This window comes from Elizabethkingia bruuniana (genome assembly GCF_002024805.1).
Taxonomy (GTDB): Bacteria; Bacteroidota; Bacteroidia; order Flavobacteriales; family Weeksellaceae; genus Elizabethkingia; species Elizabethkingia bruuniana.
This window is the reverse complement of record NZ_CP014337.1, coordinates 2,289,308-2,305,450: the sequence shown is the minus strand read 5'-3', so window position 1 is coordinate 2,305,450 and position 16,143 is coordinate 2,289,308. Positions and strand designations below refer to the sequence as shown.

At 35.3% G+C, this 16,143-nt stretch carries 13 protein-coding genes; 4 read left to right on the top strand and 9 right to left on the bottom strand.

Features of this window, described 5'->3' with window-relative positions:
- Positions 1 to 103 precede the first annotated feature (103 nt).
- From AYC65_RS10730 to AYC65_RS10715, 4 genes are all read right to left on the bottom strand, one after another.
- Positions 104 to 3,595, bottom strand: a complete 3,492-nt coding sequence (locus AYC65_RS10730) for a glycosyltransferase family 117 protein (RefSeq protein WP_034869231.1) — start codon at positions 3,593 to 3,595, stop codon at positions 104 to 106.
- A 312-nt stretch (positions 3,596 to 3,907) separates the two neighbouring features.
- On the bottom strand, positions 3,908 to 4,642 hold the full coding sequence (locus AYC65_RS10725) for a DsbA family oxidoreductase (RefSeq protein ID WP_034869230.1): 735 nt from the start codon (positions 4,640 to 4,642) through the stop codon (positions 3,908 to 3,910).
- A 66-nt stretch (positions 4,643 to 4,708) separates the two neighbouring features.
- Positions 4,709 to 5,368 carry a hypothetical protein gene (locus AYC65_RS10720; RefSeq protein ID WP_034869228.1) on the bottom strand — a complete coding sequence of 220 codons (660 nt, stop codon included), beginning with the start codon at positions 5,366 to 5,368 and terminating at the stop codon, positions 4,709 to 4,711.
- 112 nt (positions 5,369 to 5,480) lie between these two features.
- Complete coding sequence (locus tag AYC65_RS10715; RefSeq protein ID WP_034869227.1) at positions 5,481 to 6,317, bottom strand: sulfite exporter TauE/SafE family protein; 837 nt, start codon at positions 6,315 to 6,317, stop codon at positions 5,481 to 5,483.
- Between the two features lie 514 nt (positions 6,318 to 6,831).
- Between AYC65_RS10715 and AYC65_RS10710 the strand changes: the two genes are divergently transcribed.
- The 4 genes from AYC65_RS10710 to AYC65_RS10695 all read left to right on the top strand — a co-directional run bounded on the left by AYC65_RS10710 (position 6,832) and on the right by AYC65_RS10695 (position 10,014).
- On the top strand, positions 6,832 to 7,029 hold the full coding sequence (locus AYC65_RS10710; protein WP_034869226.1) for a hypothetical protein: 198 nt from the start codon (positions 6,832 to 6,834) through the stop codon (positions 7,027 to 7,029).
- Positions 7,030 to 7,071: 42 nt separating this feature from the next.
- Entirely contained in the window at positions 7,072 to 8,571 is a 1,500-nt protein-coding gene (locus AYC65_RS10705; protein ID WP_034869225.1) for a hypothetical protein, read from the top strand.
- Positions 8,572 to 8,832: 261 nt separating this feature from the next.
- On the top strand, positions 8,833 to 9,510 hold the full coding sequence (locus AYC65_RS10700; protein WP_034869224.1) for a TIGR02117 family protein: 678 nt from the start codon (positions 8,833 to 8,835) through the stop codon (positions 9,508 to 9,510).
- A 144-nt stretch (positions 9,511 to 9,654) separates the two neighbouring features.
- Complete coding sequence (locus AYC65_RS10695) at positions 9,655 to 10,014, top strand: hypothetical protein (RefSeq protein ID WP_034869223.1); 360 nt, start codon at positions 9,655 to 9,657, stop codon at positions 10,012 to 10,014.
- Positions 10,015 to 10,130: 116 nt separating this feature from the next.
- Here the strand turns inward: AYC65_RS10695 and hisIE are convergent, their stop codons facing one another.
- From hisIE to AYC65_RS10670, 5 genes are all read right to left on the bottom strand, one after another.
- Positions 10,131 to 10,718 (bottom strand): bifunctional phosphoribosyl-AMP cyclohydrolase/phosphoribosyl-ATP diphosphatase HisIE, encoded by a 588-nt coding sequence (gene hisIE, locus AYC65_RS10690; protein WP_034869222.1) that lies wholly within the window; start codon positions 10,716 to 10,718, stop codon positions 10,131 to 10,133.
- Complete coding sequence (hisF, locus tag AYC65_RS10685) at positions 10,709 to 11,467, bottom strand: imidazole glycerol phosphate synthase subunit HisF (protein WP_034869220.1); 759 nt, start codon at positions 11,465 to 11,467, stop codon at positions 10,709 to 10,711. Before hisF ends, hisIE begins: the two co-directional genes overlap by 10 nt.
- A gap of 63 nt (positions 11,468 to 11,530) precedes the next feature.
- Positions 11,531 to 12,187 (bottom strand): peptidoglycan recognition protein family protein, encoded by a 657-nt coding sequence (locus AYC65_RS10680; protein WP_034869218.1) that lies wholly within the window; start codon positions 12,185 to 12,187, stop codon positions 11,531 to 11,533.
- Between the two features lie 29 nt (positions 12,188 to 12,216).
- A complete protein-coding gene (gene hisA / locus AYC65_RS10675) occupies positions 12,217 to 12,933 on the bottom strand; it encodes a 1-(5-phosphoribosyl)-5-[(5-phosphoribosylamino)methylideneamino]imidazole-4-carboxamide isomerase (RefSeq protein WP_034869217.1) in 717 nt (238 codons plus the stop codon).
- Between the two features lies 1 nt (position 12,934).
- Entirely contained in the window at positions 12,935 to 16,132 is a 3,198-nt protein-coding gene (locus tag AYC65_RS10670) for a S41 family peptidase (RefSeq protein WP_034869216.1), read from the bottom strand.
- Positions 16,133 to 16,143: the final 11 nt, after the last annotated feature.

Genomic DNA, 16,143 nt, shown 5'->3' with positions numbered 1-16,143 from the left:
TGTACAATTTGGAAGAAAATAGATATTAGAAGTTAGAACATTCACTATTCACTATTTACCATTTACCATTTACCTATTGACGATTCAATGATTAACGATTCAACTACTGTACCGCTTTCATAATATCCGAATTAATCTGTTTCATTCTGGCAGATGCATAAGCTGAGTCATAAGGCTGCATCGCATCGAATAAATACTCATAGAAAGGAGTGATTTCCTGTACTTGGTCCACTTTTTCCTGTTTGTATTCTGCTTTAGTATTTTGAAGTTGTACAAGGTAAGCTCTGAATTCTGAATCAACTGGTTTTAGTGCATTCAGAAGATATTTTAAACCTTTTTCTTTTTGACCATTTCTCGAATAGGCATTCGCTATACTTTTAGCAACCATAGAATAATAATAAGGCTGTGAAGCCATATCCTTTTTCATCGTTTTTTGATGTTTTTTATCCAGGCTTTTGTAGTAATTATAATCCTGTAATGTATTGCTTTGTACTTTAGCAGCCAGTGCCAGTGCTTTTTTCTCGTTGCCGGCTAGCAGATAACTATAAACCATATCATCTACAGAACGTGGATCATTATATTTCTCGAACGGAATTTCTGATGAGGCTAAATCCAGGAGTTCTAAAGCTCTTTTTTTATCTCCTTTTTCAACCAATGCTTGTGCTGCACGGGAAGCTGTTAGTCGATAGCTCATAATATTGCTCATTGCAATTTCATCGTAATGGTTATAGAGATTTTTGAAATTTCCCCATTTGAAGTTTTTTACTGTTCTGTAAAGTTCTTCTGCATCTACGCGTCCAATATCACCGCGAGGAGTATCCTCCTGGATTGTTTTTATAGGAACGAGACGATAGGAGAAGCCATCAAACTGCAGATAATCTCTTAAAAAGAACATGTCTGCGGGATCTGACATACCTGTTGCTGAGAAATTAATAGGTCTTTTCCAGTCGAAATTTGCTAATAAATCCATCAGAAAAAGATTGTATTTGTACATGGTATTATCCGTGTAGTTTACGACCAGGTTCTTTTCAGTGAATGCAGCGTTTTCGGGTTTTATAATTCCGGCTTCTACTGCGTTTTTGGTATTTACGGGAAGGGTAAAAGTGTGAACAGGAAGGAAGTTCAGTTTTGCATATTTATCACCTGCAAAGATCATTTGAAGAATCTGATCTTTATCTTCAGATTTCATTTTCAGAAAGGCTATAGCCTCCTGAAAGGTCATAGAATCTTGGGTTATGTATTTTCTGAAAGAAGCTAGCGCTTTTGAATTCTCTCCCTGGGCATCAAGATTATCGAATATACTTTTCCATTCCTCTTTACTCATGAGATATACCTGTTCATTGGTTCCTTCCTGATATTCTTCCGGCGTTAAACGTAGAGGGAGTTTTTCGGAATTGTTTATTTTTCTCATCGTCTGATTAATAAACCATGATTTTGATACTAATGCCTGATGCACAATTCTTACATCATCGCGGAAGTTCTCGGTCTGTTGTAATCCAAATGTTGGATAAGTGTCATTATCAGCATAAGTAATCATTACGCTGTCTTTTGGTAAGGATTTCAGGATAGAGTAGGCGCTGTCATAAGCTGCTGTTTTCTGGCTCCTGTCATGTGGACGATAATTCTGAAAGCCCATCATAAGAGGAATCCCTAATAAAAGAGCTCCGACTGCCCAGTTGAGATTTGTTTTTTTAATTTTATACTGTACCAGATAAAAAAGAGCTGTAGCACCTAATCCGATCCAGATAGCAAAGGCATAAAAAGAACCAACAACAGCGTAATCGCGTTCACGTGGCTCGAAAGGTTTCACACCTGTGTAATAAATGATTCCGAAACTGGTTAGTATAAATAAAGATAATAGGGCATAAAATCTTCCGAAATCTTTATTTAACTGAAAGAAAAAACCTATTAAGCCTAAAATTAGGGGCAAGAAGAAAAACTTTACTGTTGATTCATTTCTGAACTGAGATGAAAGATGTTCCTGATCACCATACAAAGCATTATCCACAGTAGAGAATCCGCTGATCCAGTTTCCACGGTTATCCTGAAACTCCCCCTGAAGGTCATTTTGTCTGCCAACGAAATTCCACAGCAAATATCTTACAAAGTAATAACCATTCTGAAAGGATATAAAATAGTTTAGGTTTTGTCCAAAACCAGGTTTTTTGACGTGGATAAGATTGTATTTTTTTGCATTTATATAATCCTGATACGTAATACTTCCTTCATCATATTTCTTCTTCATGGCTTCAAATGCTGTGTAGGCATCTTTGTCATTGGCGATATCTTCATTATCATAATTAAAGCTAAATTCCGGAGCTCCATACATAGACATGTAATTTGGAATAACCGTTTTATCATTACTGAACATTCTCGGCAGAAAGCTTATCTGATTTTTATTATAGACAAGATCATCACGAGTGTCGATTAAATCGTATCTGCCTGTTTGTTCATTCTTTACATAGACATTACCTGTTTTTACTGTTTTATAACTTCCGTCATCATTTTTCTCAATACCATCGGGATCTAAATAAGCAGTATAATTTTCTCCATAGGTAGTAGGCCAATCTCCATACTGAACACGGTTGTAGTAATCTAAAAGTCCAATTGCACTATCAGGATTATTAAGATTGATTGCCGGATTGGCATTGGCTCGAACCGGCAAAACCATCCAACAGAAAAAGCCTATGATAAGAAATACCGAGCTTAATGTGATGGTTTGTAATAAATCGCTGGATTTCTTTCGAGCAAATTTTAAGATGTAGTATGATGCAGCAACTAATGCCAAAAACGAAAAAATAGTTCCTGAATGAAATGGTAATCCAAATCCATTGACAAAAGTAATTTCACTTCTGGAGAAGATCGTCATTAATGTAGGGAAAACAACCTTGAATACCATTGCCAGAACGACTAAAGTAATAAGGTTAGCTAATAAAAAACTTTTCCATGTGAATTTATATTTTTTGCTATAATAAATCAGACATACAGCAGGAACGGCAAGCATACACATCATATGAACACCTAATGAAAGTCCTGTGATAAAGAAAATCAGGATAATCCAGCGTTGATTATCTTTCTGATCAAAGTCTTCTTCCCATTTGCAGATAAGCCACAAAATAAGAGCAATAAACATACTAGCCATAGCATATACTTCGCCTTCTACAGCTGAAAACCAAAAGGTATCGCTGAATGTAAAAGCTAAAGCTCCGACAATCCCTGAGAATAAAACAGCAAAAGTCTGATTAGCGTTTAGTTCTTTTTGAGAACTCTGGAAAAAGTTTTTGGCGAAATGGGTAACTGTCCAGAATAAAAATAGAATAGTAAAGGCACTGCATAGTGCTGAGATTCCGTTAATAATCAAAGCATAATTTTGTCCGTTACCGAATGCAAATGCAGAAAGTGTTGCACCTATAAGTTGAAATAAGGCGGCGCCGGGAGCATGTGTTACTTGTAACTTTATGGCAGAGGCAATATATTCACCACAATCCCAAAAGCTAAGTTTGCGCTCCATTGTAGAGAAATAGGTAATTAGCGCAATTCCGAATATCAGCCAGCCTAATGAATTATTCCATTTTCTGAATGTCCATTTTTTCATGAAAAAGTGAATTAATAGTTTTGGCGCTAAAATAACTCAATATTTCTTATGAAAAATCAAAAATATTAGGATCTTTTTAAATTTTACTGATAATACTCTTCGACAGGCTCAGAGTGACATTACTCTTCCAAAATATTTTTTTTAAAGGTGTCAGGCTGAGCTGAGTTTATAGTGAGCATGACGAACTATCGAAGTCTAATATTATTTTGGATTAAAATTTAAACATGTTTATAATTATTTGCAGGGAATTTTGCTTGTTGTAGCAGTTGTAATAAAAACCTCACAGGTAATCCTGTGAGGCCTCATGTTTATTTAATCACAATTTCCGTTAATATCGCATGAAGCGCCTTGCTCCGATACATTGATAAACGGTGTTGTTTTTTGTTTTTCTTTCCAGTCGTCATAAGAAGCTTTCAATGTATTAAGGAAAGCATCCGAAGGTTGTGCTCCCGATACTGCATACTTACGATTGAAAACAAAGAATGGTACTCCTGTAACGCCTAGTTCGTAGGCTTCCTGAATATCTTGTTTTACTTTATAGGCATAATCGTCATTATTGATAGCATCATTAAAGTCTTCCTCAGTAAGTCCTATTCTCAGCGCTTCAGCTTTTAATACATCGGTGTTACCGAGGTCTTGTCCTTTTTCAAAATAGTCTGAAAAGAATGCTTCTTTTGCTTTATCACCCAATCCTTTTTCCTTCGCTTTATGAAGTACTCTGTGCGCCTGAAATGTATTAAAAGTAACTGCTTTACTAAAATCGAAATCCAAGCCTGATTCCTTAGCTGTATTAGCAATCTGCTGCTGCATTGCATGGATAGCTTCTACAGGCCTGTTATACTTTTTAGCAAGACCTTCTTCCAGATCATATCTTTCATCAGGCTGTACAAACTCTGGATCCAATTGGTAACTTTTCCATTCCAGTACAACATCGTCAGCATGCTCAAATTGTGCTAAAGCCTGTTCGTAATGTTTTTTTCCGATAAAGCAGAAAGGACATACAACATCACTCCAAACCTCAATATGTAATTTATTATCTGTGCTCATATTTATTTTTATACAAAGATACTATCGAAAGAGGGGCAATGTCAACTATAATATTAATCTATGAAATCAATAATTGGAAGTTCTTGTTTTTACTTTAGTCTTCTTGATCCAATAAGATATATAGAATGATCCCAATACGGTAGGAGCCAGCCATCCAATGATATTTCCGTAATGAAGCCCTGCTACAATAAATGCTGTTACAGATGCTATAAGTGCTCCGGACATTTTCCCGATATGATGGTGTATCCATTTGTTCCGGACATTCTTCAGATTTTTATAGAATGAAATATCTCTGCTGCTCATTAGGATACCAAGGCCGCCGAAGATAAGATATAGTATAGAGAACTGTTGGTTTACTGACCAGTTGATAACAGCCATAATAACCATAAGAATTCCGCTAAGAAGCATTATATATGATATTGCATAGTCTTTAACGGATGCAGATTCTTTTGATCTGGATTTGAAACTTAATGCTGCATTTCCGGCAAGAATCATATAAATAGTAAATATTCCGATAAGGAATAAAAAGAGATTTTTGTGATGAGGCATTTGAGCAACGATAAGGGATAGTAAAGAGCTGACAAGCATTCCTGCGGAAAATACCTTTCCAAAGAGTTTGTGATTGGATGAACCTTTTTTTACAATAATAGTTGCAAATCCTGCTATAAGCCCGATACCGCCGAAAAATGCATGAATGTAGATAAGTGTTTTAATAAATGTTTCCATAGCTTTTATTTTATGAAACAAAATTCAGGAAATGCCCTGAGCTCATCAAAAACAATCAGCCGAGTGGAAGAATTAACTTACTGAAAGGAATAAAAATAAATTTAAGCCGTATTTAAAGAAGGTGCAGACTGGCAATAAGAATACGAATACCTACAAGAGCCAGTGAAATAGCCAGAGCTTTTATAATGAATTTCCCTTTTACCTTTCTGGAAAAATATGCACCCAAGAAGGCTCCGGGAATAACGCCCAAAATAAGAGCAGCTACCATCTTCAGAATCTTTGGGTCATTGTAGCTACCTTCGAAATAATGTACTATAACGCTTACAGTGGACATAATCGCCAGAATAAAATGCGATGTTGCTGTAGCTATATGTACCGGGAACTGTAACCATTCCACCATTGCTGGTACATGAATAATACCACCGCCAATCCCTAGAAGAGGGGAGAAGAAGCCTACAAATATACTAAGGGCTATACCATATTTCATATTGTAGATATATTCATAAGTTTCACCATACTTATCTGTAATTTTCTGATGAATTCTACCTGTAACTTTCTTTTCACTACTGTTCTTTTTCTCTTTTCCCCCTCTCAGAAAAAGAAATATGGAAAGAATAATTAATACAATACCAAAAATATTATCAAACTGATGTTTTGGGATGTGTTTGGTGGTCAGAACTCCTAGTATAGATCCCGGAATAGTAGCAATTGCGAAAATAATTCCTGCCTTATAATCTATTCTTTTAGTCCGCATATAAGCCATAGAGCCTACAGAGGCATTGGCTGCAACTACCGCCATAGATATTGCTGTAATACTTTCCGGTGACAGGTCCGGATAAAAGAGAATAAGGATAGGAACGAGAATAAAGCCGCCACCGGCTCCGATTAATGTTCCTAAAGTTCCGATACCAAATCCTAATAGCATTAAAAGTACAAAGCTTTCTGTCATGTAAATGTCTCCTGTAAGTAGTTTAGTGTAATGGCCGCTAAAATACAGAAATTTTTATTCTCCCAAAATTAAGATTAGAATTTCTCCTATATAATAGAGATCTAATTGCTTATATGGTCACCAAAAAAAATAATATTCTTATGTGTGTCATAAAAAAATGACAGATATCTGTCATTTTTTTGTTTTAGAGTACAATATAATTTTGCAACACAAATTAAAACACTTACAAACATAATTATGATGATTTTTAACAAAATAAAAACCTTTCTCGGGTTAAAACTTGAGTGATAATACTTATCACTATTAAGACTAATTAGGGTATATACGATTATTTAATCCCCTTGGATAGTCTTTGCTTTCATTATCAATTCTCCCGAATTTATTTTGACAGTGACATTGTCTCTGTTTCTGACATTCTGCTTCATAGCTACTGCTATATATTACTGATGTGTATTCACTTTTGGTGAGAATTGTTATTCCCAAATAATAATAAAACAAATAGAACATAAACAAAATGATTACAAAAAATGAATTAAAAGGAAATATCCTTGAAATGGATTATTTACCACCCAGAATTGAGGTCGAGTTTTTGAAAATAGAACAAGGAATTGCTGCTGGCTCTGCTTATACTATTCCTCCAAACATTAATGGTCAGGTAAAAGATGAATGGGAAATTAAAGATGATGAAATACATGATGTTGAATGGTTATAGAAATATTAAGGTATAAATCTCTTTTAACTAAGTAATATAAAAATGAAAAAAAATATAAATACAAGAAAATCTAATATTTTATTCATAGTACTATGTTTATGGATAACATCATGTAGAGGCACAGATAATGCAATTACTGATGAAAATAATAATAATGGAACTCCTTTCAATGTAATTGTAAATTTGACGGGGACAGCGATTGAAGAGAGCTCTGTGGCAAAAACAGCAACTACAGGAGGTTCAGAAGTAACCGCTACAAGAGTGCAACAGTTTGTAGTTCCTTTTGATGGAATGACTAACGCAACAGTAACGCTTACTCCGGAGCGCCCTGTATTTGGAACGCAGGCATCTGTAAACCCTGTAGCAGGTATTCCTTTGATAACAGAACTTGGTAATAATGTAATATATAAAGTTGTAGTATACAAAACTGATGGAAGTTTTGTTGATGAAAAGACATTTACTTATAAAGTCAACAATACAAATGATCAGCAAGGTTTTATGTTAGACGGAGATAAAACCTATACTTTTGTTGCCTATTCTGTTAATAGTACTACTACAGTGCCTTCTGTAGCTAGTGGTACAAGAACATTGGCTACGGACAAGTTAAGCGGAATCAACGGTGATCTTATGTATTTCAGTAAAAACATGATGGTATCTGGTAACGGAAAAAATTATATTGATGTTGTACTAAAGCATAAGTTTACCAATATTACTACAGTTATAGACGCTACAGGTGTAGGGAATGTTTCTTTAGTAAATAATGCCAGAATTAGTCCTGTAGGGACTTCTGCAGATATGAATCTGTCGGATGGAAGTCTTACCTATAATGCTTCAGGTTCTAGTGTACCGGTTCTTAACTTTAAAACATTAGGTAGTCAAAAAGTAACTAGTGATTCCAATATTCTAATCTCTAATAACGTAGCAAATACCAATCCTGCAAAACTGGATATTGGTACACTAATTGTAGGTGGCACACCTCAGGATAATTTTAGTATAAATAATATCGATATCACTCCTGGTAATAAATATAACTTAGTTGTAAAGCTTGGACCTTGTAGAAAAGAGTTGTACAGAACAGATATTAATACTGCTAATGGAAACTCTAAAACGCTGACATTGCCAGCATCAGATTTGGGGATAATATTCGATATTTATAAACTAGATGACTCATTTAATCTTACCATTAATGGTATTAAAATAGCTGAAAATGAAATCTATTTTGCAGGAAGCCGGGGGATTTATTTTGCAGATGGTTCCAAATATGAAAGTGGAGGAATTGATAAGGTTTGGTTTATGAATGGAAATGCTTCAGCACCAGTAGTAAGAGTAGTTGTAAACAAGGACGGAAAAGTTTCAATGTATGGAGCTAAAGCTTCACAAGGACGTTTGTATCCATTAGTACTGGTGCCTGGAAATAGTTTTAATACTGTAAAATGGAATACATCAGGTAATAATGTTATTGTATCTCAGTTTGCAGGGGTTGGTTCTACTTTAATCAATGGTGATGCAATAGGTATACAAAGTATACCATGTACTCCATAATTTAGTGCTTTACATGGTTTTTTTATAACTATATATTTATAGGCATTAGAAACCTTACAGAGAAGTTATTGAACAAATATTCATTGTGTAAGAGCCAAATAATTTTAAAGCATTTAAGAGAAAAGACTGTCCCAAAAGACAGTCTTTTTGTTTTTAATTATGTTATTTATGCTGTATTAAAAAAATACGGTTTTTGTTATAAAAACAACAAAATATCTGAATTAATATTTTATTTTTATCAAATGTTAATATGATAGAATTATGCGTAAAATTTTAATATGGTCGCTTAAATTGATGGGTAGTATCATTAGTATAGTGATTTTATATCTCTTATTAGGCTATTTAATTCCTTATATTCCTGTGAAGGCTGAGAAAACAGATGACCCAAAGCTAATAGAAGCTTATATTATGACCAATGGAGTTCACACGGATCTGGTTGTTCCTGTAAAGAATGAATTAATGGATTGGAGTCAAAAGATTCTTTTCTCACAGACTAAAGGTAAGAATACTGATTTTAATTATATAGCTTTTGGATGGGGAGATAAGGGTTTTTATCTGGATACTCCGACATGGGCAGATCTGAAATTTTCTACAGCTTTTAAAGCTGCTTTCTGGATGGGACAATCTGCAATGCATGCGACCTATTACAGAGGAATGAAAGAAGGAGAGGACTGTAAAAAGATTATGCTTACTGTGGCACAATACAAGAGACTTGTAGAATATATTGATAGTAAATTTGATAAAGATCAGCAAGGAAATTATATGTTTATACCTACTAATGCTGTATATGGCAATGATGATGCTTTTTATGATGCAAAAGGTAGTTACAATTTCCTGTATACCTGTAATACATGGGCAAACGACGGACTGAAAACTGCCGGACAAAAAGCAGCACTATGGACACCAAGTGATTTCGGAATTTTCCAGCATTATAAGTAACGTAAACCTAAAGTCTGATTTATTCTATACATAGAGCAAAAAATATTATACAAAGACAGGATAAAGCGTTACAATGCTCATCGTTTCTTGTGACTTTGTGTTAAGTTGAATCCCGAGTTAAATAACTATTTAGTATAAAAAAGTATGAGTTACGACATTCAATTATTCAGAACTGAAACCAAAGAAAGGGAGCAATTGTCAAAAGATGAGAACTTTTTCGACCATGAAGAAAATCTGGAACCTTTTACAGAAGAGCAATTCAATAAGCTAAAGAAAAGACTTGAAGGTTATGGATATGAATTGATTAAAGAGAGTGAGCATGGTTTGGAATATAAAAATAAAGAACATGGGGTAGATGTATTGCTTACTGACAGAGGGCTATACTTTATTGCAACATGGAGTCAGGACGCTATTTTTGAAGCTGGAATGACAGCCTCAGAATTTACAGACACAGAAGAATTCGTGAAATATGATCCGCAAAATGGCGGATGGGAGGAGTTTTAGAGAAAATAGCACGGTCTTCCCCGTGCTATATTTGATGGAAAGAGGTACTGTTTTTATATAGAATACTTGTGTATTAAACGTTCTCTTTCTTATTTTTACTTCTAACTTCGTACTTATTAATGTCTTTCGCGTAATACCGCTTCAATGTCTTCTAGTGAAAAACCTTTTGCTTTTAAAAGAATAAGATAGTGGTAAAGTAGGTCCGCTGATTCATTTTTAAATAAATCGTCATTATTGTCTTTAGCTTCAATTACTACCTCCACGGCTTCTTCACCAACTTTTTGAGCTACTTTATTAATACCTCTTTTGTATAGTTGATTGGTATAGGAGCTTTCGACATTGTTATCGATTCTGTCAGAGATTACCTGTTGCAATTCATACACAAAACCTTTTTTGGACTGATCACCAAAGCAAGAGGTACTGCCAGTATGGCAAGTAGGACCATTGGGTTTTACTTTAATCAGTAAAGTATCCTGATCGCAATCTAATAAGATTTCTTTTACTTCCAGAAAATTCCCGGAAGTTTCTCCTTTTGTCCATAACCTGTTTTTTGAGCGGGAAAAGAAGGTAACTTTTCCTTCTTCTTTGGTTTTGCTATAGGCTTCAGGATTCATATAACCCAGCATAAGAACCTGCTCAGTCAAATAGTTCTGGATAATAACCGGAACTAAACCATCTTTGTTTTTATTAAAATCTATTTCCATCTTACCGGAATATTTTGTTGAGTTAGATATTGTTTAAGTTGTGGAATTGGTACTTCACCAAAGTGAAATATACTCGCTGCTAAAGCACCACTGGCTTTGGTTTGCTCAAAAACTTCTTTAAAGTCTTCCATTTTACCGGCTCCTCCGGATGCAATTATAGGGATATTGACTAGCTGGGCAATTTGCTGTGTAATATCCAATGCAAATCCTGCCTTTGTACCGTCAGCATTCATAGACGTTAGCAGGATTTCTCCGGCACCCAGTGTTTCAGCTTCTTTTGCCCAGATTAAGGTTTCAAGCTCCGTTTCTATTTTTCCACCGCTTACAAATACTTTTTCTGTACCATTCATACTTTTGGTATCTATGGCGACAACAACACACTGACTGCCAAAACGAGCTGCGAGATCACTGATCAGCTGCGGATCTTTAACTGCTGAAGAGTTTACAGAAATTTTATCAGCACCTGCTTTTATAATAGTTGCCGCATCTTCTACGGAGTTGATTCCACCGCCTACAGTAAACGGAATATTAATTTCCTGCGCAATCCTTTCGACTAAATCAGCCAATGTTTTACGTTTTTCCTGCGTAGCAGAAATGTCCAGAAATACCAGTTCATCTGCTCCTTCTTCTACATATTTCTGAGCCAATACTACCGGATCACCGGCATCGCGTAATCCCTCGAAGTTAATGCCCTTTACGGTTCTTCCGTCTTTTATATCCAGGCAGGGTATGATTCTCTTTTTTAGCATGTCTTTGGTTCGCTCTTTACGTTATTACTTTTTCTCAGATTATTAAATATTTCTCATCCTTTATTATGGGGTACTTTTCAAATGAAGATCCTGGATCTTGGCTCTTACTTTTTGCATAAAACCAGCTCCGGGATCATACTTTTCAGTAAAATAATTAAGATTCTTCTCTTTCCATAGAGATGAACTCCGGAATGTACCATATTCGGAATGACCAATAAGATACTGTATAGAATACTTTTTGGTAAGGTAGCGGATCAGTTTTGCATTGGCTTCTACCTGTGCTTCTGTCAGAGGCTGTTTACTACCTCCGATATTCTCAACACCTATAGCACAATAATTAAGTCCTATCGTATGTCTTGCAAACTGATTAGGTGGCATTAACTGATAAATGCTGCCATCACGATCAATAATGAATTGTGAAGAGACATTCAGTGCACTTTCACGAGACAGATTTTTACGCCCGTTGAGGTAAGTATTATTAAAATACCGGATATTATGCTCCAACGTACCAACTTCTGTATAATGAAGTACAATCATTAAAGGATTTATTGTTGGTGCTTTCTGTACAATGCCATAATGGGTGCGCATATAGTCGAGACTAAGATCAATACGCACCTGATTGAATTCTATTGGTCTCTGAATAATATTAATGGCATCCGTTTGAGCTTTTAGCTTTGCTGAAAATAACAGCAGTATACCTATCAGTTTTAAATATTTCATCCGTTTCATTAAAATTTGCAATACTTCATTTATGAAATTAATTCACGAAGCTCTTTTAGTTTTATTCTTCCCTCATAAATGGCTTTCCCGAGAATAGCACCCTCACAACCTATTTCTTTAAGAAGATACAGATCCTCTATATTGGAAACTCCACCGGAAGCAATAAGTTTTACATCAGTGTCTGCTAGTATTTCTTTATACAACTTATTAGAGGTTCCCTCCAGCATACCATCTTTTGCAATATCTGTACATATAACGTAAGAAATACCTTTTTGCTTATAATCCCAGATAAAATCTATAACATCCAGTTCCGAAGATTCCAGCCAGCCATGGGTAGCAATTTTTCGATTTTTACAATCGGCCCCCAAAATTATTTTCTCTGACCCATAAACCTCAATCCATTTAGTAAATATTTCAGGCTCCTGTACAGCTATACTTCCACCGGTAATTTGTTTAGCACCACATTCAAAGGCAATATCAATATCTTTTTGAGACTTGATACCACCACCAAAATCAATCTGTAATGAAGTCTTTGATGCTAATTCTTCCAGTGTTCTGTAGTTGATAATCTGTTTAGATTTTGCACCATCCAGATCCACAAGATGCAGATACCGGATTCCATAGTCTTCAAACTCTTTGGCTACTTCCAGAGGATTTTCATTATAAATTTTCTTGGTGTCATAATCTCCTTGTGACAGGCGTACACATTTTCCTTCAATAATATCTATAGCCGGGATTATTCGCATTTTATTTTTTTAAATCTTTTAATATTTCCTGAATGGCCCGGTCAAGTTGTGGATCATTCCCCTGTAGTCGGTCCATAAAGGTGTTTTTAATATAAATGTCTGGTTTTACACCAGTCTTTTCCAGATTCTGTCCGTCCAGTGTATAAGTTCCCCAGGAAGGTAGTCTGTAAGAAGATCCATCTACAAGACCTTTTCCTGAAGTAAAGATGATCCAGCGGTAAGTATCCTGTCCTATAATTTTTCCAAGTTTCAAGGCTTTAAACCCGGCTGCTGTCATCTCTGCATCACTTAAAGAACTTTCATTAATTAGTAATACTATAGGCTTTCCGGAAGGAGCAAAGTTTGGCTGTGTTGTCATTTTTCCTTCACGGTATTTCCACTGCAGATAAGGTTTCTGTGATAAGAAGTTTAGTACTTTATCATGAACGTTTCCACCTGTGTTATATCGCAAATCGAGAATGACAGCATCTTTTCTGTTCTCCTGTTCTACCATATCCAGTAGGAAGCGATCCAGCTCATCTGTAGACATATTTTTCATATACGAATAAGCAATACGATTGTTACTAAGCTGGTTAACACGCTGACGGTTGGTGAAAATCCAGTCATCATAAAGCAATCCTTTTAACTCCATATTCGAAATAGGATGTACTTTTGTTGTGATGTTTTTTCCACCACGGTTGAAAGTAAGAACTAATTCATCCAATTTTTTAGGAGTAGCAAAATAAGATTCACGGTTTTCACGGGTATCGATATTTTTGCCATTTACAGTTACTAACTGATCTCCCGGCTTAATGTCCACTCCGGACAGGAATGCAGGTGATTTCCGTACAATACTTTCTACTGTATAAGGCTGGTCTTTCTTAAAGATAATTCCTGTTTCGTTTGTAAAGTAATTCAGCTGTTTGGTTTCTTCTTTTCCGACTGAAGAGAATCCGGTGTGTGAAGAATTAAGCTCCCCCAGAAGGTCATTCAGTAAAATTCTCAGATCATTTCTGTTGTTTACATACGGAACGTACTTGGCATATTGTTCCTTTTTAGCTTTCCAGTTAATGCCGTGGAATTTCTCGTCATAAAAGTTTTCCTCAACACCTGTCCAGGTTTCATCATACATCTGAGTAAATTCCGAAGCCAGATCTTTATTAAAAGTATACTGGATGTTTACTTTTTCAGGTTTTAAAGCCGCTAAAGACATTTTATAAATATTACCTTCTATTAATGCAAAAAGATTTTTATTATTCTTTGTGATATAATAAGCTGCTTTATCAAATACCTTCTCGGATTTCGCAGGTTCAAAATCAGTGAAAATCTTTTTATAAAGTTGCCTTTTTCCGTTGTCCTGATTGGAATTATACAACAGAATTTCTTTTTTATCATCAGCGAAAACTGTTGGATCTTCTTGATAACCATATCTGTCAGTTACCAGTTCAATTCTTTCCAGAGCATATTCGGGGTTAACTTTTAATTCCTTAATTACAGGTTCTTTCTCTTCTTTTTTGTCAGTAACTTCTTCTTTTTTAGTTTCTTTAGCCTTTTTATCCTTACTGTTTTTTGTGTCCTTTGCAGTGTCTGCAGGTTTAGATTCCTTTGCTTCCTCTGTAAAAAGTTTATCAAACTTTTCAGATTTATAAGGCTCGTCGAACCAATCCAGAGCCATACGGTAAATATTGGATTTCTGCATACCTAGAGGGTAGGATGGGTTGGTTCTGTCACTTGCAAAGTAGATATACTTCCCATTTGGTGACCAATAAGGATCTTCCTCAGAAACTCCGGTATTGGTAAGATTTATGGTCTGACCTTTCTTAATGTTGTAGACAAAGATGTCCAGTTCAAAATTTCTTTTTGCAGAGAATAATACATATTCATTATTCGGTGAAAAAGAAGGTCTTGAATTTTGGAATGCCCAAATCTCATCTTTTACAATAGTATTGGAATTAAAGGTTTTTAAATCCAATAATCTGACTTCATCACGGCCGCTTAAATAAACAGCTTTTGAAAGATCATTATTAAGTGTGATACTGCGGTTATTGCGGGCATCGTGAGTTAATTGCTTTAGTTGTCCTTTTCCGTCTGCAGAAATTGTAAACCAGTTCTGATAGCCTTTATCGGTCTGACTGAAAAGTAATGTGCGGTTATCTTTTAACCATTTTACTTCCATTACACGCTCTTTGCCGTCAGAAACTTGCTGTGTGAATTTTCCTTCAACATCTGAAACAAACAGTACACCGCGGCTTACAAAAGCCATTTTTTTACCGTCAGGTGACACATCGTAATAGGAAATAGTATTGTCTACACTAAAGTTCTGCTCTTTTTCCAATGTTTTATTTGTATTCAGACTAGCATTCAAAAGTTTTGTGTTTTTTGAAGCTACATCATATATGTAAAGCTGATAGTCTTTTTCGAAGATTACCTTAGATCCGTTTGCTGCAACAAAAGGTTTTTTAATAGACGCGTCAAATTGTGTTAACGCTACTTTTTTACCATTCTCTATCTTATAAAGATTGTATTCGTTATTATTCTCATCAGAGATAAAATAAATAATACCGTTTTTATCTACACTTGGATTGAAATCTTTTCCTTCGTAATTGGTGTATTGTTTAAAAGTACTGGCTTTTGGATTATAACCCAGAATATCAGGGTTATTTTCTCCTTTGTAACGCTTACGGTATGTCTGATTCGCACTTTCCATAGAGCTAGTGAAAAGATATTCCCCCGCAGGAGTTTCTGCAAGACCATTGGTATTATTAAAATAATTGTTGAAAAGCTTTTGCGGAGTTTTCCCTTCTATAGTTGTTTTGAAACTGCCGAAATTATTATTTCTGCTTGAAGTAAAGTAAATAGTTTTGCTGTCCCATCCCCAGTTTTCTACTTCATCTTTTCCTGTGTGAAAGGTTAATTGCTTTATAGTTCCACCTTCTGCAGGCATTAGATAGACATCATAATTTCCGTACTGATTGGAGCTGAATGCAAGCCATTTTCCGTCAGGAGAAATACGTGGATTTATCTCTTCTCCTTCTAAAGCAGTAATTCTGGAGGCATTTCCACCATTGGAGTCTACTTTCCAGATATCTCCGTCATAGGAAAAATAAGCAGTTTTTCCATCTGGACTTAGTGAAGGACCCGATAGAAAATAAGACTTTTCCTGCGCCGAAACCTGAAGAATTGCAAAGGCGGCTAATAGTGAAACATAAAGTTTTTTCATATACAGTTAAT